Raw genomic sequence first — 22,703 nt, 5'->3', positions numbered from 1 at the left:
GGGATGATTTTAAGTGAAAATAGAGAAGATGAGTTAAGAAAATTTGCGACTAAAATCCGATTAAATACTCTTAGAACATTGAATCATCTTGGATTCGGCCATTATGGAGGGAGTCTGTCTATCGTAGAAGTTTTAGCGGTGCTTTATGGTGAAATAATGCCAATGACTCCAGAAATATTTGCATCACGAGATAGAGATTATTTTGTTCTATCCAAGGGGCATGCTGGGCCGGCTTTATATAGCACACTCTATTTGAATGGTTTCTTTGACAAAGAATTCTTATATTCTTTAAATACAAATGGAACCAAATTGCCGTCGCATCCTGATAGAAATCTAACGCCGGGCATAGATATGACAACTGGCTCTTTAGGACAGGGAATTAGTGTTGCAACCGGACTTGCATATGGTCAGAGAATAAGAAAAAGTCCCTTTTATACCTATGCTATTGTTGGAGATGGTGAGTTAAATGAGGGACAATGTTGGGAGGCTATACAGTTTGCTTCTCATCAACAGTTATCTAATTTAATTGTATTTGTAGACGATAACAAAAAACAATTAGATGGTTTTACAAAGGATATTTGTAATCCAGGTGATTTTGTAGAAAAATTCTCAGCATTTGGATTTGAATCCATTAGGGTCAATGGTTCAGATATTAGAGGAATTTATGAAGGGATTATCCAATTAAAACAGTCAAATAATTCATCTCCTAAGTGTATTGTATTAGACACTATTAAAGGTCAAGGAGTTCGAGAGCTGGAAGAAATGAAATCCAATCATCATCTTCGCCCTACTGTAGAGGAGAGACAAATGTTAACTTCAGTTGTAGAAAGATTAAGTCAGGAATTGGAGGAAACAGAATGATGAGAAGTGCGAAAGAATTACGACATGTGTATAGAGATTTCCTTTTAGAGGCTAACCAAAGTTATTCTGATATAGTAGTTTTAGAAGCAGACTTGTCAAGTTCTATGGCTACTAATAATCTTGAAAAGGACTTTGGAGACCGTTATGTGAATGTTGGAATAATGGAAGCAGAAATGGCCGGGCTTGCAGCAGGTTTATCTATTCAGGGGTTTAGACCTTATCTTCATACATTTGGCCCTTTTGCTTCAAGAAGAGTATTTGATCAATTATTTATTTCTCTTGGGTACGCACAATTGGATGCCACTGTGATTGGCTCAGATGCAGGAGTAACGGCAGAGATGAATGGTGGAACACATATGCCATTTGAAGAAATTGGATTGTTACGTTTAATTCCTAAATCGATCATTTTTGAAGCAACTGATGATATCCAATTTCGTGAAATCTTGAACCAGACATTAGACTTAAAAGGACTAAAATATATTCGAACAATTAGAAAGGCTCCAGAGGCTGTATATCAAGGTGGAGAAGATTTTTCTAAAGGCTACATTGAGTTAAGACACGGTGAAGATGTTGTAATAGTTGCTTCTGGCATAATGGTTGCTCCAAGTATTCGAGTTGCGGATGAACTGTCTAAATTAGGTTATTCAGTAGGTGTGATAGATTTATTTAGAATTAAACCGATACCAGAACAGATAAAAACAATGTTAAGTGGAAAAACTATATTTACTGTAGAAAACCACAATCAGATAGGTGGAATTGGCAGTGCTTTATGTGAATTATTCTCTGATGATGGAATAACAAAAATTCATCGGATGGGTGTTCAAGAAAGATTCGGTCAAGTTGGGAAAATGGATTATCTTCTTAATGAGTATGGTTTGAGTGAATCGAATATAAAAGAGAAAGTTCTAGAGTTTTATAATGCAAGATAGATGTTAAATACACTTATCTGAAAGAACTTCTGTAAAAATTACATTACGTTATTTAAAGCAAGCGGATTAAAAGCATATTCTGGTAATCAGAAAGTGCCCTGATCCGCTTTGTTGTTTTTAATTTAAAATGTTTATATGTATATAGAATTTTCTGAAAATTCAAGAATTTTCTTCTGTTCATTGCCTTTAAAATGTGCTATAATAGTAAAAACTGAAATGGGAGGGAACAAATGACTGAATTAGATAAACGTCACCGCAGTAGCATTTATGATAGTATGGTAAAATCACCAAACCGTGCCATGCTTCGTGCGACTGGTATGACAGATAAGGACTTTGAAACACCGATTGTTGGGGTTATTTCGACTTGGGCGGAAAATACGCCATGTAACATCCACTTGCATGGTTTTGGGAAATTAGCTAAAGAAGGTGTCAAATCGGCAGGTGCTTGGCCTGTGCAGTTTGGGACTATCACTGTAGCGGACGGGATTGCCATGGGAACACCTGGTATGCGTTTCTCTCTAACATCTCGTGATATCATTGCGGACTCAATCGAGGCGGCGATGGGTGGTCACAACGTAGATGCCTTCGTCGCTATCGGTGGCTGTGATAAGAACATGCCTGGTTCTATGATTGCCATTGCCAATATGGATATCCCAGCTATTTTCGCCTATGGTGGAACCATTGCACCGGGAAATCTTGATGGCAAAGACATTGACTTGGTTTCTGTCTTTGAGGGGATCGGAAAATGGAACCACGGTGATATGACGGCTGAGGACGTGAAACGTCTTGAATGTAATGCCTGCCCTGGCCCTGGTGGCTGTGGTGGTATGTATACAGCTAATACCATGGCGACTGCTATCGAAGTTCTGGGTATGAGTTTGCCAGGTTCTTCATCTCACCCAGCTGAATCAGCTGATAAGAAAGAAGACATCGAAGCAGCAGGACGTGCTGTTGTTAAGATGTTGGAACTTGGTCTTAAACCGTCAGATATCTTGACTCGTGAAGCCTTTGAAGATGCTATCACTGTAACTATGGCTCTCGGTGGTTCTACAAATGCCACTCTTCACTTGCTTGCCATTGCCCATGCTGCCAATGTTGACTTGTCACTTGAGGACTTCAATACGATCCAAGAGCGTGTGCCTCACTTGGCCGACTTGAAACCATCTGGTCAGTATGTCTTCCAAGACCTCTACGAAGTCGGTGGTGTGCCTGCGGTTATGAGATACCTCTTGGCAAATGGTTTCCTTCATGGAGACCGCATTACATGTACTGGTAAGACAGTTGCTGAAAACTTGGCTGACTTTGCAGACCTCACACCAGGTCAAAAAGTCATCATGCCACTTGAAAATCCAAAACGTGCGGACGGTCCGCTTATCATCTTGAACGGGAACCTCGCTCCAGACGGTGCGGTTGCCAAGGTATCAGGTGTTAAAGTGCGTCGTCACGTTGGTCCAGCTAAGGTCTTTGACTCAGAAGAAGATGCTATCCAGGCTGTTTTGACAGATGAAATCGTTGATGGCGATGTAGTCGTTGTTCGTTTTGTTGGACCTAAGGGTGGTCCTGGTATGCCTGAGATGCTTTCACTTTCATCCATGATCGTTGGTAAAGGTCAAGGAGACAAGGTTGCCCTCTTGACAGACGGACGTTTCTCTGGTGGTACTTATGGTCTGGTTGTTGGACATATCGCTCCTGAAGCTCAGGATGGTGGACCGATTGCCTACCTCCGTACAGGTGATATTGTTACGGTTGACCAAGATACCAAAGAAATTTCCATGGCTGTATCCGAAGCAGAACTTGAAAAACGTAAGGCAGAAACAACCTTGCCACCACTCTACAGCCGTGGTGTTCTTGGTAAATATGCCCATATCGTATCATCTGCTTCACGCGGAGCCGTGACAGACTTCTGGAATATGGACAAGTCAGGTAAAAAATAAACTCATACTCTTCGAAAATCTCTTCAAACCACGTCAACGTCGCCTTGCCGTAGGTATGGTTACTGACTTCGTCAGTTCTATCTACAACCTCAAAACACTGTTTTGAGCAACCTGCGGCTAGCTTTCTAGTTTGCTCTTTGATTTTTATTGAGTATCAAAAAGCAAGCCAACTTTGGCTTGCTTCTTTTCATTTTCAAAAGTAATTTGCCTTCTTAACGAGGTGGCAGTCCAAGGGCAATACGGCCGTAGCGACTGATTCGTGTAATCTTCCAGGCAGGCGACCAGGTAACTTCAACCTTGACATCTTCGATACCCTCGATTTGTTTCAGACCTGCCACGATTTCGATAGGCAGGCTTTCGGCACAATCGCAGGCAGTATCGGTGAAGGTCATGACAATCTTGCAGAGACCCGTTTCATCCAGATTGATTTCATAAATCAGTCCTAGATTGTAAACATCCAATTCCACATCTGTATCAAAAACCTTCTCTAGTTTTTCGATAATTTGATCTTTTAAGGCCAAAGCGCGGTCATTGATTTTGATATCGTCTCTCATTATAGTCCCTCCACGTGATAAATATCCTCTATTTTCTCATAATTCTGACAATTTAGCAAGTTTTTGATGAATTTTCTGAAAAATATGATAAAATGAAGAAAATACTGAATCAAGGGGAAGCCTATGGAGCAGATTGGAAAAGTCTTTAGACAATTACGAGAGTCAAGAAATATCTCGCTGAGACAAGCAACTGGGGGACAATTTTCGCCGTCTATGTTATCTCGCTTTGAAACAGGTCAGAGTGAGCTTTCGGTGGAAAAGTTTCTATTTGCACTAGAAAATATATCTGCCAGTGTGGAGGAGATCCTCTTTCTGGCGAGAGGTTTTCAGTATGATACTGATTCTGAGTTGAGAAAAGAAATCATAGATGTCTTGGATCCAAAGAATATAGCTCCGCTTGAGAACTTGTATCGCAGGGAGTATCAAAAGCATGCCCATTCTCAAAACAAACAGAAACATATTCTAAATGCCATTATGATCAAGTCTTATATGAAGGGCATGGATGAAGGGGTAGAGTTAACAGCAGAGGAAGGGAAAGTCCTTCATGATTATTTGTTTTCTACCGAGATCTGGGGAATCTATGAACTCAATTTATTTTCAGTCAGTTCACCATTTCTATCTGTTTCTCTTTTCACTAGGTATGTTAGAGAAATGGTACGTAAATCTGATTTTCTAATGGAAGTGTCTGGCAATCGAAACCTGTTTCACACTATACTATTGAATGGCTTTTTAGCTAGCATTGAGTGTGAAGAATTTACCAATGCCTCTTATTTTAAACGTGTCATCAAAGAGCATTTCTACAAGGAAAATGAGACCTACTTCCGAATTGTCTATTTGTGGGCGGAAGGTCTCCTTGATAGCAAGCAAGGTAGAGTCAAGGAAGGCCAGAAAAAGATGGAGGATGCTGTCCATATTTTTGAGATGCTTGGCTGTAATAAATCTGCCGAATACTATAGAAAGACGACCGATTGTTGAATATCTGCAAACTAAGAAAATAATTTGAAATTTGAAGCGATAGAACTGTTGGGCTTTCTCGTGTCACTGGAGAAATTCTATCGTTTCTTTTTGCTCATTTCGTTTGTTGCATATATTCAAAAGTTTTTCCTCTAGAATTTCTAAGTGCTATACTATAGTCAGACTTCATATAGAACTTCGAACAAGAAGGGAGATTACCTATGAAACTATTGTTTAGAAATCAAGCGTATCGACTCTTGACTTTATCACGCTTCTTCAATGCTTTTGGTGCTTCGATTTTCAACCTGGTCTTTATCGTCTATGCATCGACCCTGCCACAAGCCTCCTTTGCTGTTGCTATGGCGAATATTGTCATGCTTCTTCCGACTCTCTTTACAGTTTTTGTAGGGATTCGGGCAGATTACACGAGGGCCAAGGTCAAATGGATGGTCTATAGCGGTTTGTTTCAGGCGGTTTTATTTTTTCTAGCAGCCCTAGTTGTTCAGCAAGCTAGTCTCTTTGCCTTTTCTAGCCTGTGTTTAATTAATGTCATTAGTGATGTCATCAGTGATTTTGCAGGTGGTTTGCGCATGCCTCTCATTAAGGAAAAAGTAGCTGAAGATGATTTGATGGAGGCTTACTCTTTTTCCCAGTTCATTACCTATATTTCAGCTATTGGTGGTCAAGCTTTTGGAGTCTGGCTCTTAGGGCTATCGGTCAACAATTTTTCCCTCGTTGCGGGAATCAATGCCTGTTTTTTCCTAGTATCAGCCGTTATCCTCTTTTTAGGAAAAAGCAAATTGAGCCTGTCAATGTCATCTGCTGATGGTGAATCACTGAAAAATGAGAAGCTTCCGATCAAAGAGCAGTTCCTAACGATTTATCGAAATTTACGTCTCGTTTTTCTTAAAGGTGGACAGAAAAACTTTGGATTCATGATCTTTGCTGTCTTACTTATCAATGCCTTGGGTGGCGCTTTAGGAAGCATCTATAACATCTTCTTTTTGAGCCATTCTCTTTTGGACTTTTCTTACACAGAGGCATTATTTATCAGTCAATTCTGTGCTTTGTTAGCAATCATCATCAGTAGCCTTACGGGCAATGATTATTTTGGGAAGCAGTCCTTGCCTAGATTGATGATGTGGGTGACCGTAGGACTCAGTCTAGTTGGTCTAGCTAATTTATTCAACCAAGTCGTACTTGGTTTACTATTTCTCTGTTCAACTCTGTATGTGTCTGGTAAAGTTCAACCAAAGATTAGTGCCATGCTCCTGAAAAATCTAGCTCCAGAGGTTCTAGCTCGTACCAGTAATTTTTTAGGTTTATTGTTCACCTTATCCATACCTGTGGGAACAGCCTGTTTTTCACTTGTAGCTGTATGGAATATACAGTTGACTTGGATGCTATTTATTGGTCTTTCCTTGCTAGCTATTCTTTTGACAGGTCTTAATCTCAAAAATGATATCTAATACTCTTCGAAAATCTCTTCAAACCACGTCAACGTCGCCTTGCCGTAGATATGGTTACTGACTTCGTCAGTTCTATCCACAACCTCAAAACACTGTTTTGAGCAACCTGCGGCTAACTTCCTAGTTTGCTTTTTGATTTTCATTGAGTATAAATCCTAATTTTTTTCTTACTGTTTTAATCCCTCTATTTATGGTAAAATAAGACTATTAAGTTTAAAGAGGATTCCCTATGAAATTACAAAAACCAAAAGGAACGCAGGATATTTTACCTGCTGAATCTGCCAAATGGCAGTACGTTGAGGGCTTTGCCCGTGAGATTTTCAAGCGCTATAACTATGCAGAAGTGCGCACGCCTATTTTTGAGCATTACGAGGTTATCAGTCGCTCTGTCGGAGATACAACCGATATCGTAACCAAGGAAATGTATGATTTCTATGACAAGGGTGACCGCCATATTACCCTCCGTCCAGAAGGAACTGCGCCCGTTGTCCGTTCCTATGTGGAAAATAAACTCTTTGCCCCAGAAGTGCAAAAGCCAAGTAAGTTCTACTACATGGGCCCTATGTTCCGCTATGAGCGTCCACAGGCAGGGCGTTTGCGCCAGTTCCATCAGATTGGTGTTGAGTGTTTTGGCTCTAGCAATCCAGCTACCGATGTGGAAACGATTGCGATGGCAGCCCACTTCTTGAAAGAAATCGGTATCCAAGGTGTCAAATTACATCTTAACACTCTTGGAAATCCTGAGAGCCGTGCGGCTTACCGTCAAGCCTTGATTGACTATTTGACACCGCTCAAGGAGACCTTGTCTAAGGATAGCCAACGTCGCTTGGAGGAAAATCCTCTCCGTGTCTTGGACTCTAAGGAAAAAGAAGACAAGGTGGCAGTAGAGAATGCACCGTCTATCTTAGACTTCCTTGATGAAGAAAGCCAAGCTCATTTTGATGCTGTGCGTCAGATGTTGGAAAATCTTGGAGTAGACTATATCATCGATACCAATATGGTGCGTGGTCTGGACTACTACAACCACACCATTTTCGAATTCATCACTGAGATTGAGGGCAATGATCTGACAGTCTGTGCGGGTGGTCGTTACGATGGTCTGGTGTCTTATTTTGGAGGCCCTGAAACTGCTGGATTTGGTTTTGGACTTGGTGTAGAGCGCCTGCTTCTCATTCTTGAAAAGCAAGGTGTGTCTCTCCCTATCGAAAACGCCCTAGATGTCTATATCGCAGTCTTGGGAGATGGAGCAAATGTCAAAGCTCTAGAACTAGTACAGGCTCTTCGCCAACAAGGTTTCAAAGCAGAGCGTGATTACCTCAACCGTAAACTCAAAGCTCAGTTCAAGTCAGCCGATGTCTTTGCGGCTAAGACCCTCATCACCCTCGGAGAAAGCGAAGTCGAAAGCGGACAAGTAACGGTCAAGAACAACCAAACACGAGAAGAAGTGCAAGTGTCACTTGATGCAATCAGCCAAAACTTCTCAGAAATCTTTGAAAAATTAGGCTTTTAATAGTAGATAAACTGGTCAGGATTTTACTCCTGACCTTTTTCTTTTACAAAATGACAAAAATCATAAACTTTTTGACAAATATGCTTGTCAAAAAGAAAAAGATGTGTTACAATAAATTCAAGTTAAGAGAAAAGTAGAAAGGAACGATTATGTGGGCATTAGGATTTGTACCTCTTGTGATTATGTATTATATCTACCATTCCCAAAAGGTCAAGAAACTGGAGAATAAAATCAAAAGAATTGAGCAAAAACAGAAAGGAAATAAAGAAATGTCAAGATTATTAAAAGAATTGATTGGGAAAACACCGACAATCGTTGGACAAGTTTTTGGAACAGATAACTGGGAAGTTGTGGATGTTGATGAGGAATGGGTCAAGCTACGCCGTGTTAATAAAAAAGGAAAAGAAAAATTCAAACTACAACGCATTGAGGATATCCAGACAGTTGAATTTGACGGAGAGTAGGTGTGTAACATGCAACTTAAAAATCGTCTAAAAGAGCTTCGAGCTCGCGATGGTCTTAATCAAACCGACCTAGCCAAACTGGCAGGGGTTTCCAGACAGACCATCAGCCTATTAGAACGGGACGAATACACCCCGTCCGTTGTGATTGCCTTGAAAATATCTCAGATTTTCAACGAAACAGTCGAATCGGTATTTCGCTTGGAGGAGGACGAGTGATGAACAAGTATAAAGTGATCTATTATGTAGTTGCCATAGCTCTATTAGTCAGCGTATTTCTACTAATTGGAACAAATCTAGGATGGTTTGATCTCTATTACAGCGACCAATTTGTTTGGGCTTACTTTGCCCTCATCCCAGTCGTTGACTGGATTGAAAAGAAAGCAAACAATTTAGCAAGTGAAAAAGGAGAATGAAAATGAAAAAGAAAAATAAAGGTGGATTGTTATTTTTAATGTCTGTTGTCTTTGGAGGTTTCTTGGGCGGTTTTGTAGGGATGTTTAAGGCTGCTACCGAATCCCACGAAATTATTTTAGATGCAAAAGTCTTGATACCATGGATATCAGCTATTTGTTTATTGATAGGTTTCATTAGCATTCTTTTGACTTTCAATTTCTTAAAGAAAAGCAGAAAATTTCACTCCTTGTATCAAGAGGAAATGGACGATGATCTGAATGAAACCTATTATGTGCAAATGAATCGTAATCTTGAGTTTGGAACTATTGCTTTTCATATTACAAGTGTAGCGATTTTATTGGCTCTCTTTATTTCAGGAAGTGAAGTGATTGTACTAGATAGAAGCAATCTAATCTTACCTCTTTCTTTTTTGGGATTAGTATTGATTTTTAATGCTCAAAAATATTTTTATAAGACTATTGCGATTGTTCGTCAGTTTGATTTGGCATTTTTCTCTACACCAAAGGATTATTTAGACTATGTCAATTCTTACGATGAGGGGGAGCGCCAGGCTAATTTGGAACAGAGTTTTCGAATTTTATTCCAATTAAACCAATATGTCTTGCCAGGTCTCTACTTTTTGATTGCTCTCTTTTCCTTGCTGACAGGAGAGATTCAGTTACTAGCTTTCTTGCTGGTAGGAGCGATCCATATTTATATTGGTGTGATGCAGTTGCCTATGGTGAAACGTTATTTTAAATAAAGGAGTTTCTATGATTCGTGTTGAAAATGTAAGCAAAAGTTTTGGGAGCAAAAAAGCTCTTTATCAGATTTCTTTTGAGATTAAGGAGGGTGAAATCTTTGGTTTTCTTGGCCCTTCTGGCTCAGGTAAAACAACCATGATCAATGTCTTAACAGGACAGTTGGCTGCAGATCAAGGTAAAACAGTTTTGTTAGGCAAGAATTCTCAAGATTTAACCTCAAATGATTTGGAACAAATCGGTATAGTTAGTGATGGCAGTGGTTTTTATGAAAAGATGAGTCTTTACAAAAATCTGCTCATCTACGCTAAGTTATATGGTCTCAAGTCAGATAGAGTAGTTCAGGTGCTCCAACAGGTTGGATTGGCAGATGCTAAAGATGTTATCGCAGAAAAACTATCTACAGGAATGAAACAACGAATGTTCTTGGCTCGTGCTCTTCTGAATGCTCCTAAGATTCTCTTTCTAGATGAGCCAACCAGTGGCTTAGACCCTACAACATCCAAGATGATTCATACCCTACTTCAAGAATTAAAGCAGGCGGGGACAACTATCTTTCTGACCACGCATGATATGCATGAAGCAACTCTGCTTTGTGATCGCTTATCTCTTTTGAATAAGGGGAACTTAATAGAGTATGGAAGTCCGCAAGATATCATCCAGAAGTACCATGTGGATAAGAAAGTACGTGTGGTTTATAACGATGGACGAGAACAGATAGTTCCATTTGAAGAATTACCACATTTAGACACGACAGATTTGATGATGGTTCACTCTTGTGAGCCGACTTTAGAAGAAATCTTTATCAGATTGACAGGAGAAAAGTTAGATGTTTAGAAAATTAAATGCCCTACTATGGTTAAGAGTGCAAGTTCTTATTAGCAATTCAACTTTGTTAGCGACTTTATTGATGCCTTTTGGTACTGCTGTTCTATATAATGAATTTTCAAATAAGGATGGACAATTGAGCCTATTTTTACTATCTGCTAGCTTGACGATGGTCTTGAGCATGGGAAGTGGTTATATGGTATCGATTATGATGGCAGAAGATAAGGAAAAACGAAATCTCAAATCACTCATCCTAAGTGGTGTGACAGCAATAGAATATACTTTCAGTATGCTCGTTCTACCTATTTTGATAATGTTGGTTGCTATGATTGTACTTCCCATCTATCTTAAAGTAGATGTATCTGGTTATTTATTTGCCTATGCTATCTATTTGCTCCTAGCAACTATTTGTATTATTTTTCTCAACCTTCTAATCGGTGCGGTGTCAGATACTCAATCTAAAGCGCAAGTCTATAGTATCTTTCCTATGTTAATTGTCTCTATTTTGCCCATGATTGCTTCTCAAAATGATACGATTCAGAAAGTATTGGATTACTCTTTTATTGGTCCAATTGTAAATCTTTTAAATAAAAAAGGTGGGGAAATATCTTTTTCTAATATCGGTATGTTACTTGCCTGGGTACTTGTGTTAGGAATAGCAAACCTCATTGTATTGAAAAACAGCTATAAAGCAAGATAGGAGAACTTTATGAAACTACTTAAAAACCTTGGCTGGTTTCTTCTAGCCATTCTATCCTTTTTATTCATCTATGGCTGCATTCAGGTACTCGCGACTACGTCGCTTGCCTTAGGCGCTTCACCCTATGCTGTGACCTTGCTCTATGTGGCCTTGGCTGGAGTTTATGTGTACGGTATTTACAAATGGTATCAGAAAGGTCCTGTTCGTATTGAGAAGAGTGGCTTCAACCGATTTATTTGGCTTCCTGCCTTGGTTTGGTTCTTATCTCTGGTTATCCAGTTTTTCTTGCCAAATGATCCTTCAGTAAATCAGCAAATAGCGATAGACTTGACCTTGTCTCAACCACTATTCTCCTTCTTTGCTACGGTTATTTTTGCTCCTTTGACGGAAGAACTTATCTTTAGAGGGATGTTGGCACGCTATTTCTTTCCTAAGCAGGACAATAGTAAACAAACTCTGATTTTCCTTCTGGTATCTAGTGTTTTGTTTGCCTTAGGTCATTTCCCAAGTGATGTGCAACAATTTTTAGTCTATTTTAGCCTTGGTTTTAGCTTTGGCTTGGCTTATATTAGTAGAAAGGGGCTCGCTTACAGTATTTCACTACATGCTTTGAATAATTTAGTCAGCTTTTTGATGATTCTCATGCTATAATAGAGTCAGGAGGTCACATGAAACGAGTAATTTTATTAGCAGTGATTCAAGCAGTCGTTCTATTTTTCATCATTGGGGCGCTAGCTTATGCCTTTAAGGGCGATTTCTTTTATAGCCATCTAGCAGTGGTCTTTGCCCCTATTGCCGGTATCTGGCGTTTTGGGACAGCTTATACAACGGAAATTGTCTTGCCGAGAAAAGCGGCTGAAATCGCTGAAAAGCGTAAAGCAGGCAAAAATTCAAAATAAAAGAGTCCGGTGAAGTTCATCGGATTTTTGTATTATACTCAATGAAAATCAAAGAGCAAACTAGGAAGCAAGCCGCAGGTTGCTCAAAGCACAGCTTTGAGGTTGGAGATGAAGTTGACGTGGTGTGAAGAGATTTTCGAAGAGTATTAGCGTTAATTTTTAGGGCCTCCACTTGATTTTTAAAGACAGGCAAACTTTTCTGCTGATTTTCATGAAGAGCCTGCGCTTTTATGGTAAAATAGTAACAGAATAAAAGAGGAGAGAAACAATGAAACGTAGTATGTATGCTGGTCGTGTTCGTGAGGAACACATCGGACAAGAAATGACCTTGAAAGGATGGGTTGGCCGTCGTCGTGACCTTGGTGGTTTGATCTTTATCGACCTTCGTGACCGTGAAGGAATCATGCAGTTGGTTATCAACCCTGAAAAAGTTTCTGCAGAGGTCATGGCAACAGCTGAAAGCCTTCGTAGCGAGTTTGTTATCGAGGTGACTGGAGATGTCGTTGCGCGTGAGCAAGCCAATGATAAGTTGCCAACTGGTGCAGTTGAGTTGAACGTGATAGCCTTGACAGTGCTGAATACAGCTAAGACAACCCCATTTGAGATTAAGGATGGCATTGAGGCCAATGACGATACACGTTTGCGTTACCGTTACCTTGACCTTCGTCGCCCAGAAATGTTGGAAAATCTTAAACTTCGTGCTAAGGTGACCCACTCTATCCGAAATTACTTGGATGAGTTGGAATTTATCGACGTGGAGACACCATTCCTTTCTAAGTCAACGCCTGAAGGGGCGCGTGACTATTTGGTGCCGTCTCGTGTTAATAAAGGGCATTTTTACGCTCTTCCTCAAAGTCCACAAATCACGAAACAGCTCTTGATGAATGCTGGTTTTGACCGTTACTACCAAATTGTTAAATGTTTCCGTGATGAGGACTTACGTGGAGACCGCCAGCCTGAGTTTACTCAGGTCGACTTGGAAACATCTTTCCTTACTGAGCAAGAAATCCAAGATATCACAGAAGGTTTGATTGCGCGTGTGATGAAGGAAACAAAAGGAATTGAGGTGACGCTTCCATTCCCTCGTATGAAATACGATGATGCGATGTCTCTTTACGGTTCTGACAAGCCAGATACCCGTTTTGACATGTTGCTTCAGGACTTGACAGAAGTGGTCAAAGGTGTAGACTTTAAAGTCTTTTCAGAAGCACCTGCTGTAAAAGCCATTGTGGTCAAAGGAGCTGCGGACAACTATTCACGTAAAGACATCGACAAGATGACGGAAGTAGCCAAACAGTACGGTGCCAAAGGTCTTGCTTGGGTCAAGGTTGTTGATGGAGAATTAAATGGTCCAGTTGCTAAGTTCTTGACTAGCATCCAAGCAGAATTGACAACAGCTCTTGCTCTTGAAGATAAGGACTTGGTTCTCTTTGTGGCGGATACGCTTGAAGTGGCCAATGCAACTCTTGGTGCCCTTCGTGGACGTATTGCCAAAGAGCTTGGTTTGATTGATAATGATAAATTCAACTTCCTTTGGGTGGTTGACTGGCCAATGTTTGAATGGTCTGAAGAAGAAGGACGCTACATGAGCGCCCACCATCCATTCACCCTTCCACAGGAAGAGACTGCTCACGAATTAGAAGGTGATTTGGCTAAGGTTCGTGCCATTGCTTACGATATTGTCTTGAACGGTTATGAGCTTGGTGGTGGTAGCCTTCGTATCAATCAAAAAGACCTTCAAGAACGTATGTTCAAGGCTCTTGGTTTCTCAGCCGAAGAAGCAAATGACCAGTTTGGCTTCCTTCTTGAAGCCATGGACTATGGTTTCCCACCACACGGTGGTTTGGCTATCGGGCTTGACCGATTTGTCATGCTCTTAGCAGGAGAAGAAAATATCCGTGAAGTTATTGCCTTTCCTAAGAACAACAAGGCAAGTGACCCAATGACACAAGCTCCTTCAACAGTAGCTCTCAAACAACTAGAGGAACTCAGCTTACAAGTAGAAGAAGATGAAACAAGCAAAACGAATTAAGCGGTGGCGCTATTATCTGCGTCGCTTTGCTCATCAGATAAAAATTTTACGTGTTTTACAAAGCATCTCTCGCGAAAAATATGATGAGAAGATTTCGGCCTCTCTGGTCTATGGTTTTCTATCAGCAGTAGCGGTCAATTTCTTTTTCCAACCAGGACATGTGTATTCGAGTGGTGCGACAGGTCTGGCACAGATTATCTCCGCCTTGAGTAATCACTGGTTTGGTTTTCATATTCCGATTTCGCTAACCTTCTACGCCATTAATTTTCCTTTGATGGTCTTGGCTTGGTATCAGATTGGGCATAAGTTCACCGTCTTTACCTTTATCACGGTATCTATGAGTTCCTTCTTTATCCAGTTTGTCCCTGTGGCGACCTTGACGGAGGATCCCATTATCAATGCCCTTTTTGGGGGTGTTGTCATGGGCTTGGGAATTGGTTTTGCTCTTCGCAACAATATCTCCAGTGGTGGGACGGATATCGTCAGCCTGACCATTCGTAAGAAGACAGGTAAGAATGTCGGCAGTATTTCTTTCTTAGTAAATGGGACCATCATGCTGATAGCAGGTTTGACCTTTGGTTGGAAATACGCTCTCTACTCTATGATTACCATTTTTGTCTCTAGCCGTGTGACAGATGCGGTCTTTACCAAGCAAAAACGCATGCAGGCCATGATTGTGACCAATCATCCAGATAAAGTAATTGAGAAAATCCATAAAAAATTGCACCGCGGAGCAACCATGATCCACGATGCAGAAGGAACCTATAATCACGAAAGAAAGGCAGTTTTAATCACTGTCATTACACGTGCAGAGTTTAATGAATTTAAACAGATTATGAAACAGGTGGATCCAGGGGCCTTTGTTTCTGTATCTGAGAATGTTCATATTTTGGGACGATTCGTTGAAACAGAAAATTAGTAACTAAAAAACCAGCGCGAGCTGGTTTTTATTTTTCGATAATTTTGTGGGCAATCAACTGACGGTAACAAATTTGTTTATTGCTTTTAGCATCGTTGATAATCTGAAGAATTGTTTCAAATGATGTTCGACCAAGTTCTAGGCTATTGATATCGACATAGGCTGCCAAGTTGAGCTTGGGATTGACTGAGTCGAAGCTGAGAACAGGGACATCCAGCTGGTGCTTAGCGATGTAATCACAGACCCCTGCAGCAAGGAGACTATCAATGGTAATAATAGCGTCAATATTTGGATCGTGTTTGAAGAGAAGTCTACTAAAGCGATAACCATTATCTTCAAGAAATTCAGTAGCAAAGTAAGTCAGATTAGTATCGAGAGGAAGTTGGTGTTGTTTTAGAGCTAGCTCGTAACCTGTCAGACGGTCTTGTGTTACGAAGAGTCGCTTAGTACCTCCGATAAAGGCAATTCGCTTGCATCCTTTTTTGATGAAATACTCTGTCGCATCAAAACCAGCTTGGACATTGTCATTATCGACAAGTGGAATGAAGGGAGATAGAGATTTACCTAAGATAAGGAAAGGAAATTGCTCGTCTGCTACTAACTTAACCAAAGGGTCCTCTTCTTGGGCATAGAGGAAAATCAAACCATCTACACGCTTACCATAGACCATCTGAGAAATAGCTTTAAGACGCTCTTTGGCATCTTTACCTGTTGCTATCTGAATGGCATAGTGGTTTTCAGAAGCGACTTGGGCGATACCACGGAGGACAGATGGGAAGAAAGGATTCTGGTAGAAGGCATCTGAGTCATCAGGAAGAACTAAGCCGATAACTTGGGTATAGCTACTTACCAAACTGCGAGCGTTGAGGTTGGGGTGGTAATTGAGTTCCTTCATCGCCTTGCGAACGCGTTTTTTCGTTTCGTCGCTAATGGTTGATTTATTTTGAATAACACGGGTTACGGTTGAAGGCGAAACACCAGCAGCCTTGGCCACGTCTTTAATCGTAACGGGCATAAAAATCTCCTATTTATGGTAATCTGGATCACGGAAATGCGTTTTATAAAAGATAGTGACCAGATAAAGGACAAAAAGAATGTTTTGTACAGTGATGAGGTTTGACATATTTTGGCCAAATAATCCCAAAATAAGCGTAATCAGAGTCGGCAATCCTAAACAGTTCAAGATAAAATGGTAGCACTCTTTAAAGGTTTTAAATGAAAAGAGGCGTGATTTCTTAGTGATATAAAGGAGAAGACTAGCCCCTAGAGAGACGATAAAGAAATTCAAACCAAAGAGGAAGCTTGCACCGAGAACTAGGAAGAGACTGATATAGACACGATTTTGTTGGTACCAGTCTTTAGAAATCGCTTGGGTTAAGCTGTCTTTGCTTTTGAAACTCTCAGTCTCAATGGCTCGGTAAGAGACGCGGGTCAGTTCCTTACCTTCCTTGCTGATGACGAGCTCATTCGTATCGAAATGCAGTTGCAAGTCCTTAGGTAGTTCCTTACTTTGACTTGGACCAATCACAATAGAAGATGCTTGACTAGCTGTTCCAGTATAAGTTAATGTGCCATCAACAATTGTAGCGTGTTCAGAGAGGTCCTGAACAACCTCATCTGTCAATGGTTCATAGACATTATCGATAAAGGTTTCTAGCGGATAAGTCTCCTGGGAGCTGTTTTGAATGGCAATTGGTACCATAGACAAGCTGATAAGGAAGATACTGGTAAAGAGAAGTTGAAACCAGTTGAGCCCGAAACGTTTGGATAGGGGCTTACGAAATCCCCAAATACTTGAAAAATAAGAAAATGGATATGGAAGCATAGGTATCTTTCTAAAAGGTGTTTTCTATATGAGTATTATTATATAGAGAAATGCGCTTTATTTCAAGTCTAGGAGAAAAATTGCTTGTTACAAGGATATTTTTATAGTCACAAGCTTCAAAATGAAAAAGGGTGGCGGGGATATATTATCCCTTGTCACCACCACTTGTAAGTCCTGAAACAAAGTTCTTTTGTAGGAAGAAGAAGAGAATACAGATTGGAAGGGCAATGAGGATAGCACCTGCTGAGAAGTAGGCGATCTTCATGTTTTTCACATTGCTAACGAAGGTTTGGAGACCTACGGCAACAGTAAAGTATTCTTTCTCACGAAGCAAGAAACTAGAGAGGATGTAGTCCCCGAAAGGTCCCATGAAGGCCCAGAGAGCTTGTACGGCAACCATTGGGCGAACAAGTGGAAGAACAATTTGCCAGAAGCGGCGGAAGTGTCCTGCACCGTCTAGTTTTGCAGATTCGTCTAGAGACATTGGCACTGTATCGAAGTAGCCTTTCATGAGCCAAGCATTCATTGGGATACCACCACCAACGTAGAGGAAGATGAGGAACCAGCTGTGGTTAAGGGCGTTCAACATAAGTGCCATAACGAAGAAGGCTGTCAAAGCGGCCATGGTTGGCACCATTTGGATAATCAAGAAGAAGACTAAACTTTGTTTACGAGCCAAGAAGTTGTAACGGCTGTAGGCATAACCAGCAAGTACGATGATACTTGTTTGAACAACCATGGTAATCAAGGCGATAATCAAAGTGTTGAGGTACCAAGTACCGTACAAGGTTTCAGTGAAGAGGCCTTTAAAGTTATCAAAATTGAGGTCGATATTAGTATCTAGTTTAAAGGCTGAGACGTTACCTGCTTTAAAGGCTGACATGATGGTAATCAAAAGTGGATAGATAATCACGATTGATAGGCCAATTAAGTAGAGGTAAGTAAGAGTTTGAGTCAGTCTACGTTTGAGTTTAATTGAGTTATTCATCTTAGACATCCTCCATATCAAATGCGTGTAGTTTCTTGAATGCGATCATAGAGATTGAGATGACAATGATAGAGATAATCAAGGTAACAGCTGCCGCCATTGAGTATTGAGGAGATGTACCTGTTGTCAAACGGTAGATCCATGAGATCAAGATATCGGTTGAACCAGCTCCACCTCCGACACTACCAGGTCCTCCACCATTGAAGAGGTACATGATAGAGAAGTTGTTAAAGTTGAAGGTGTATTGGCTAATCAAAGTAGGTGCTGCAACAGCCAAGATCATTGGGAAAGTGATGTTGCGGAATTTTTGCCAAGCATTAGCACCGTCAATATAAGCTGCTTCGTAAAGGTCGTTAGGAATAGATTGTAAGATACCTAAAGTCAAAACGTAGATGTATGGGAATCCAAGCCAACCTTGCATCATAATCAAGGCAATTTTTGTCCAAGTTGGATCTGTTTTCCAAGGAATAAGAGCACCATCAAGGAAAGGAAGGAATTTAGCCAAGATTGGCAAGACTTGAGTGTTGATGGCTCCGACACTATCGTTAAACATGTTTGAAAATGTCAAGATAGTGATGAAGGCTGGGACAGCCCAAGGAAGAAGGAAAATAACACCAAAGATACGTTTTCCTTTGATAAATGGTTGGTTAGCAATGATAGCTGTGAAGATACCGATTACGATTTGTAAAGTTGAGGCAGCCAAAGCCCAGATGATAGTCCAAGAAAGAACGGCACCGAAGGCAGAACGGAAGGTACTCAAACTCCAGATGTTCGTAAAGTTCGTCAAACCAACCCAGTCCAACAATTTGTTTGGTGGTAAGTGTTGGAAGTCGTAGTTAGTAAAGGCAATCATCAAGGTTACGATAACTGGGAAGATGATTGCAAAAGTCATGGCAATATAAGATGGAATGATCAAGAGGTAAGGGAAGCCATTTTCATAGATTCCTTTGACCATTTCTTTAAAGGTAAGTGCTACTGGAATACCATTGTTAATGTGTTTAGCAGTTGTATGTGCATCTTTAATATTTGAGAAATAAAAGAGTACATAAACGACTACAAAGATTAAATGGAAGGCACCACGAATCAGCATAAAGAGGGAATTGTCACGACCTGGCTTGTCACCAAGAGTGATGAGATTGCTCAATTCAGGGGCTGCAAGTGCTAGGAAATAAAGGACAAATACGATGGTTACACCAAGGAAGATAAAACCTTTGGCCTTTTGTTTATTGTAAATCTGTCCTAACCCAGGAATGATAGACAGCAGGGCTGCTTTACTAGGTTGTTGCTTTTCCATAATAACTCCTTTCATAGGATACTGGTTTCTAGATAAAACCTAAACTATTTGTGTTTTTGTTGATAAATTCAAAGGGGGATTTGATTTCCACCCCCCTTGAACAAATTTTTTATTCACCAAATTTTTGTTTGATTGTTTCTTTGATCAATGTTACAGCATCGTTAGCAGCTGTTTTAGCATCTTTCTTACCACTTACAGCTTCAAACAACATTGTTTTAGCTGGGTCCCAAACAGCTGACATTTGAGAGATGTTTGGCATTGGTTGAGCGTTCTTGAACTGTTTGATAACAGCTGTTGTCAACTCATCATTTTTACCTTCAGCGTATGAACGAGCTTCAGTGTTAGCTGGGATTTCATTAGTTTTATCGTAGAAGGCTTTTTGTTGTTCAGTTGAAACAAGGAAGTCTACAAATTTTTGAGCAGCTTCAAGGTTCTTAGTGCTTGATGGGATGATCCAAGCTTTACCACCACCAAATGCTGCGTAGTCTTTTCCGTTTGGAAGAGTTGGGATAGTTGCAACACCGTAGTTTACTTTAGCGTCTTTGAAGGCTTGAGCTTTCCAAGGTCCATCGATGATAGCAGCTGTTTTACCTTCTTGGAATTGAGTTTGGATTAGGTTTCCAGCTCCTTCAGTATCTTGCATACCTTTAGGCCATTTTTCATACCAAGTTTTAGCGTATTCTACACCTTTGATAGCGCCGTCGTTTGCAAGACCGATGTCTTTAGCGTCTTTACCGTTTTGTCCGAATACGTAACCGCCGTTACCAGCAAGAAGTCCGTATGCAAAGTAGAAGTTTGTCCAGTCAGCTAGGAAAGCAGAAGTTTTTCCATCTTCTCCAGCGAATGCGTATTTGCTATCTTTAGCAAGGTTTTCCAAGTCAGCAAATGTTTTTGGAGCTTCTTTTACCAAGTCTTTGTTGTAGTACATAACAAGTGACTCGATAACGGCAGGAGCACCGTAAACTTTACCGTCAGCAGCTGTTACAAGAGATTTAGTTTTATCATCTGTTTTAGCACCGTCGCTCAATTTCACTTCTGAAAGTTGTCCGTCAGTACCAAGGCTACCTACACGGTCGTATGGAGCCATCATAACGTCAGGAGCTTGACCTGATTGGTTGTCAAGAGAAAGTTTGTCAAGCCCACCCATTTGGTCACCAGATTTGATGTTAACTGTTGTTCCTGATTGTTCTTTATAAGCTTTAGCTACTGTTTCAGCATAAGCTTTGTATTGGTCCTCAACGTAAAGAGTGATTTCTTTCGCTTCAGATGAACCAGAATCAGCAGGTTTATCAGCAGTTTTGCTTCCGCAAGCTACCAAAAGCAAGCTAGCAAGTGTAGCAGTTCCAAGCACAGCAGCGCTCTTCATGAATTTAGATGACATAGTGTATTCCTCCTAAAGAATAACAAATTTTATAATGAGGAAACGCAAACGTTTTCCTTTATGGGACTAGTATAGCACAAATAGAAAACGGTTGCAAGTGTTTTTTGTAAAAATTTTAAAAAAATTTCACGGAAAGGGTAAGCGTTTTATTTGTTTATAATAGAAGAAAAGTTAGAAAATATATTTTCATGCTTTTACTGAAATTATTTAGGGAAACGATTGCCTAGATTTTGAACAAAAAATAAATTGCTCTAGACCAAAAGTAGGCTAAGTTGAGCCTTCTATTTGTAGTTGAAGAAGATTTTGTAAATAGAAAAGAAAAAATGTATATGTATACATAAATAAGGACAAGTTTTTTTAAAAAATAATCAAAAAGTTTTTTTAAAACCGCTTGCAATTATTCCAAAAATGAAGTATACTTATCTTAACGCAAACGTTTGCGCCCAAAAATGAAAAATTAAACTACAAATACACGAGGTGTTGTTTATGAAAAAACGTCAAAGTGGTGTGTTGATGCACATCTCTTCTCTCCCAGGAGCCTACGGAATCGGATCATTTGGTCAAAGTGCTTACGACTTCGTTGATTTCTTGGTTCGCACGAAACAACGTTACTGGCAAATCCTTCCACTAGGAACAACTAGTTACGGAGACTCTCCTTACCAATCTTTCTCAGCCTTCGCAGGAAACACTCATTTTATCGATTTGGATATCTTGGTGGAGCAAGGTTTGTTGGAAGCAAGTGACCTTGAAGGAGTTGACTTTGGTAGCGATGCGTCTGAAGTTGATTATGCTAAAATCTACTATGCACGTCGTCCTCTTTTAGAAAAAGCGGTGAAACGTTTCTTTGAAGTTGGAGATGTTAAAGATTTTGAGAAATTTGCTCAAGACAACCAATCATGGCTTGAGCTCTTTGCTGAGTATATGGCTATCAAAGAGCATTTTGAAAATCTTGCTTGGACTGAATGGCCAGATGCTGATGCTCGCGTTCGTAAAGCTTCAGCACTTGAAAGCTACCGTGAGCAATTGGCAGACAAGTTGGTTTACCACCGTGTGACTCAATACTTCTTCTTCCAACAATGGTTGAAATTGAAAGCTTACGCTAACGACAACCACATCGAAATCGTTGGGGACATGCCAATCTACGTAGCGGAAGATTCAAGCGATATGTGGGCAAATCCACATCTCTTCAAGACAGATGTCAACGGTAAGGCGACTTGCATCGCAGGATGCCCACCAGATGAGTTTTCTGCAACTGGTCAGCTTTGGGGTAACCCAATCTATGATTGGGAAGCAATGGACAAAGACGGCTATAAATGGTGGATTGAACGCTTGCGTGAAAGCTTCAAAATCTATGATATCGTTCGTATCGACCACTTCCGCGGCTTCGAATCTTACTGGGAAATCCCTGCTGGTTCCGATACAGCAGCACCTGGTGAGTGGGTGAAAGGTCCGGGCTACAAGCTTTTTGCAGCCGTTAAGGAAGAACTTGGTGAGCTAAACATCATCGCAGAAGACCTTGGCTTCATGACAGATGAAGTTATTGAGTTGCGTGAACGTACTGGCTTCCCAGGAATGAAGATTCTTCAATTTGCCTTCAATCCAGAAGACGAAAGTATCGATAGCCCACACTTGGCACCTGCTAACTCAGTTATGTACACAGGAACTCACGATAACAACACGGTCCTTGGTTGGTACCGTAACGAGATTGATGATGCGACTCGTGAGTACATGGCTCGCTATACTAACCGTAAAGAATACGAAACAGTTCCACACGCTATGCTTCGTACAGTCTTTTCATCAGTTAGCTTCATGGCAATTGCAACTATGCAAGATTTGCTAGAATTGGATGAGACAGCTCGTATGAACTTCCCATCTACCCTCGGTGGAAACTGGTCTTGGCGTATGACTGAAGATCAATTGACACCAGCTGTCGAGGAAGGTTTGCTTGACTTGACAACAATCTATCGACGAATTAATGAAAATTTGGTAGAATTAAAGAAATAATACA

Annotated in this window: 22 protein-coding genes and 1 pseudogene; 17 read left to right on the top strand and 6 right to left on the bottom strand. The window is 40.5% G+C overall.

The window, feature by feature from the left end:
- Window positions 1-3: 3 nt before the first annotated feature.
- The 3 genes from KV696_RS07505 to ilvD all read left to right on the top strand — a co-directional run bounded on the left by KV696_RS07505 (window position 4) and on the right by ilvD (window position 3,724).
- Window positions 4-861, top strand: coding sequence for a transketolase (locus KV696_RS07505; RefSeq protein WP_173278973.1), 858 nt, complete (start codon window positions 4-6; stop codon window positions 859-861).
- On the top strand, window positions 858-1,790 hold the full coding sequence (locus KV696_RS07500; protein ID WP_219967277.1) for a transketolase family protein: 933 nt from the start codon (window positions 858-860) through the stop codon (window positions 1,788-1,790). Before KV696_RS07505 ends, KV696_RS07500 begins: the two co-directional genes overlap by 4 nt.
- Window positions 1,791-2,020: 230 nt before the next feature.
- The gene (ilvD, locus tag KV696_RS07495; protein ID WP_219967276.1) at window positions 2,021-3,724 is read left to right on the top strand and encodes a dihydroxy-acid dehydratase; all 1,704 of its coding nucleotides are present in this window, start codon (window positions 2,021-2,023) and stop codon (window positions 3,722-3,724) included.
- 212 nt (window positions 3,725-3,936) lie between these two features.
- On the opposite strand, the gene KV696_RS07490 is transcribed toward ilvD, so the two are convergent.
- Window positions 3,937-4,278 carry a metal-sulfur cluster assembly factor gene (locus tag KV696_RS07490; RefSeq protein WP_033681053.1) on the bottom strand — a complete coding sequence of 114 codons (342 nt, stop codon included), beginning with the start codon at window positions 4,276-4,278 and terminating at the stop codon, window positions 3,937-3,939.
- 123 nt (window positions 4,279-4,401) lie between these two features.
- Between KV696_RS07490 and KV696_RS07485 the strand changes: the two genes are divergently transcribed.
- The 13 genes and pseudogenes from KV696_RS07485 to KV696_RS07425 all read left to right on the top strand — a co-directional run bounded on the left by KV696_RS07485 (window position 4,402) and on the right by KV696_RS07425 (window position 15,207).
- The gene (locus KV696_RS07485) at window positions 4,402-5,253 is read left to right on the top strand and encodes a helix-turn-helix domain-containing protein (protein WP_219967275.1); all 852 of its coding nucleotides are present in this window, start codon (window positions 4,402-4,404) and stop codon (window positions 5,251-5,253) included.
- A gap of 200 nt (window positions 5,254-5,453) precedes the next feature.
- Window positions 5,454-6,701, top strand: a complete 1,248-nt coding sequence (locus KV696_RS07480) for an MFS transporter (protein WP_219967274.1) — start codon at window positions 5,454-5,456, stop codon at window positions 6,699-6,701.
- Window positions 6,702-6,930: 229 nt separating this feature from the next.
- Window positions 6,931-8,211, top strand: coding sequence for a histidine--tRNA ligase (gene hisS, locus KV696_RS07475; RefSeq protein WP_049513525.1), 1,281 nt, complete (start codon window positions 6,931-6,933; stop codon window positions 8,209-8,211).
- Window positions 8,211-8,675 (top strand): annotated as a pseudogene (locus KV696_RS10360) (hypothetical protein). The gene hisS and the pseudogene KV696_RS10360 overlap by 1 nt, the downstream one beginning before the upstream one ends.
- A 9-nt stretch (window positions 8,676-8,684) precedes the next feature.
- Window positions 8,685-8,891: a helix-turn-helix transcriptional regulator gene (locus KV696_RS07465; RefSeq protein ID WP_001176230.1), complete on the top strand. Its 207-nt coding sequence runs from the start codon at window positions 8,685-8,687 to the stop codon at window positions 8,889-8,891.
- Window positions 8,891-9,088: a hypothetical protein gene (locus tag KV696_RS07460; protein ID WP_219967273.1), complete on the top strand. Its 198-nt coding sequence runs from the start codon at window positions 8,891-8,893 to the stop codon at window positions 9,086-9,088. The genes KV696_RS07465 and KV696_RS07460 overlap by 1 nt, the downstream gene beginning before the upstream one ends.
- Window positions 9,089-9,090: 2 nt before the next feature.
- The gene (locus tag KV696_RS07455) at window positions 9,091-9,831 is read left to right on the top strand and encodes a DUF3169 family protein (protein WP_219967272.1); all 741 of its coding nucleotides are present in this window, start codon (window positions 9,091-9,093) and stop codon (window positions 9,829-9,831) included.
- Window positions 9,832-9,841: 10 nt separating this feature from the next.
- The gene (locus KV696_RS07450; RefSeq protein WP_219967271.1) at window positions 9,842-10,666 is read left to right on the top strand and encodes an ABC transporter ATP-binding protein; all 825 of its coding nucleotides are present in this window, start codon (window positions 9,842-9,844) and stop codon (window positions 10,664-10,666) included.
- Window positions 10,659-11,357, top strand: a complete 699-nt coding sequence (locus KV696_RS07445) for an ABC transporter permease (protein WP_138705998.1) — start codon at window positions 10,659-10,661, stop codon at window positions 11,355-11,357. The genes KV696_RS07450 and KV696_RS07445 overlap by 8 nt, the downstream gene beginning before the upstream one ends.
- 9 nt (window positions 11,358-11,366) lie before the next feature.
- Window positions 11,367-12,008 carry a CPBP family intramembrane glutamic endopeptidase gene (locus KV696_RS07440; RefSeq protein ID WP_219967270.1) on the top strand — a complete coding sequence of 214 codons (642 nt, stop codon included), beginning with the start codon at window positions 11,367-11,369 and terminating at the stop codon, window positions 12,006-12,008.
- 17 nt (window positions 12,009-12,025) lie between these two features.
- The gene (locus tag KV696_RS07435; RefSeq protein WP_033682917.1) at window positions 12,026-12,256 is read left to right on the top strand and encodes a hypothetical protein; all 231 of its coding nucleotides are present in this window, start codon (window positions 12,026-12,028) and stop codon (window positions 12,254-12,256) included.
- Window positions 12,257-12,524: 268 nt separating this feature from the next.
- The gene (aspS, locus tag KV696_RS07430; protein ID WP_219967269.1) at window positions 12,525-14,288 is read left to right on the top strand and encodes an aspartate--tRNA ligase; all 1,764 of its coding nucleotides are present in this window, start codon (window positions 12,525-12,527) and stop codon (window positions 14,286-14,288) included.
- The gene (locus tag KV696_RS07425; protein WP_000806276.1) at window positions 14,266-15,207 is read left to right on the top strand and encodes a YitT family protein; all 942 of its coding nucleotides are present in this window, start codon (window positions 14,266-14,268) and stop codon (window positions 15,205-15,207) included. The genes aspS and KV696_RS07425 overlap by 23 nt, the downstream gene beginning before the upstream one ends.
- A 28-nt stretch (window positions 15,208-15,235) precedes the next feature.
- On the opposite strand, the gene KV696_RS07420 is transcribed toward KV696_RS07425, so the two are convergent.
- The 5 genes from KV696_RS07420 to KV696_RS07400 all read right to left on the bottom strand — a co-directional run bounded on the left by KV696_RS07420 (window position 15,236) and on the right by KV696_RS07400 (window position 20,695).
- Window positions 15,236-16,222, bottom strand: coding sequence for a LacI family DNA-binding transcriptional regulator (locus tag KV696_RS07420; protein ID WP_219967268.1), 987 nt, complete (start codon window positions 16,220-16,222; stop codon window positions 15,236-15,238).
- Window positions 16,223-16,231: 9 nt separating this feature from the next.
- Window positions 16,232-17,032, bottom strand: a complete 801-nt coding sequence (locus KV696_RS07415) for a DUF1189 domain-containing protein (RefSeq protein ID WP_203176216.1) — start codon at window positions 17,030-17,032, stop codon at window positions 16,232-16,234.
- A 145-nt stretch (window positions 17,033-17,177) separates the two neighbouring features.
- Complete coding sequence (locus tag KV696_RS07410; protein ID WP_001065648.1) at window positions 17,178-18,020, bottom strand: sugar ABC transporter permease; 843 nt, start codon at window positions 18,018-18,020, stop codon at window positions 17,178-17,180.
- 1 nt (window position 18,021) lies between these two features.
- Window positions 18,022-19,314, bottom strand: a complete 1,293-nt coding sequence (locus KV696_RS07405; RefSeq protein WP_203176218.1) for a sugar ABC transporter permease — start codon at window positions 19,312-19,314, stop codon at window positions 18,022-18,024.
- A gap of 109 nt (window positions 19,315-19,423) precedes the next feature.
- Window positions 19,424-20,695 (bottom strand): extracellular solute-binding protein, encoded by a 1,272-nt coding sequence (locus KV696_RS07400; protein WP_000095466.1) that lies wholly within the window; start codon window positions 20,693-20,695, stop codon window positions 19,424-19,426.
- 486 nt (window positions 20,696-21,181) lie between these two features.
- On the opposite strand from KV696_RS07400, the gene malQ reads away from it, so the two are divergent.
- Entirely contained in the window at window positions 21,182-22,699 is a 1,518-nt protein-coding gene (gene malQ, locus KV696_RS07395) for a 4-alpha-glucanotransferase (RefSeq protein ID WP_084891153.1), read from the top strand.
- Window positions 22,700-22,703: the final 4 nt, after the last annotated feature.

This window comes from Streptococcus humanilactis (genome assembly GCF_019448275.1).
GTDB lineage: Bacteria > Bacillota > Bacilli > Lactobacillales > Streptococcaceae > Streptococcus > Streptococcus humanilactis.
This window is presented reverse-complemented; position numbering and strand designations above follow the sequence as displayed.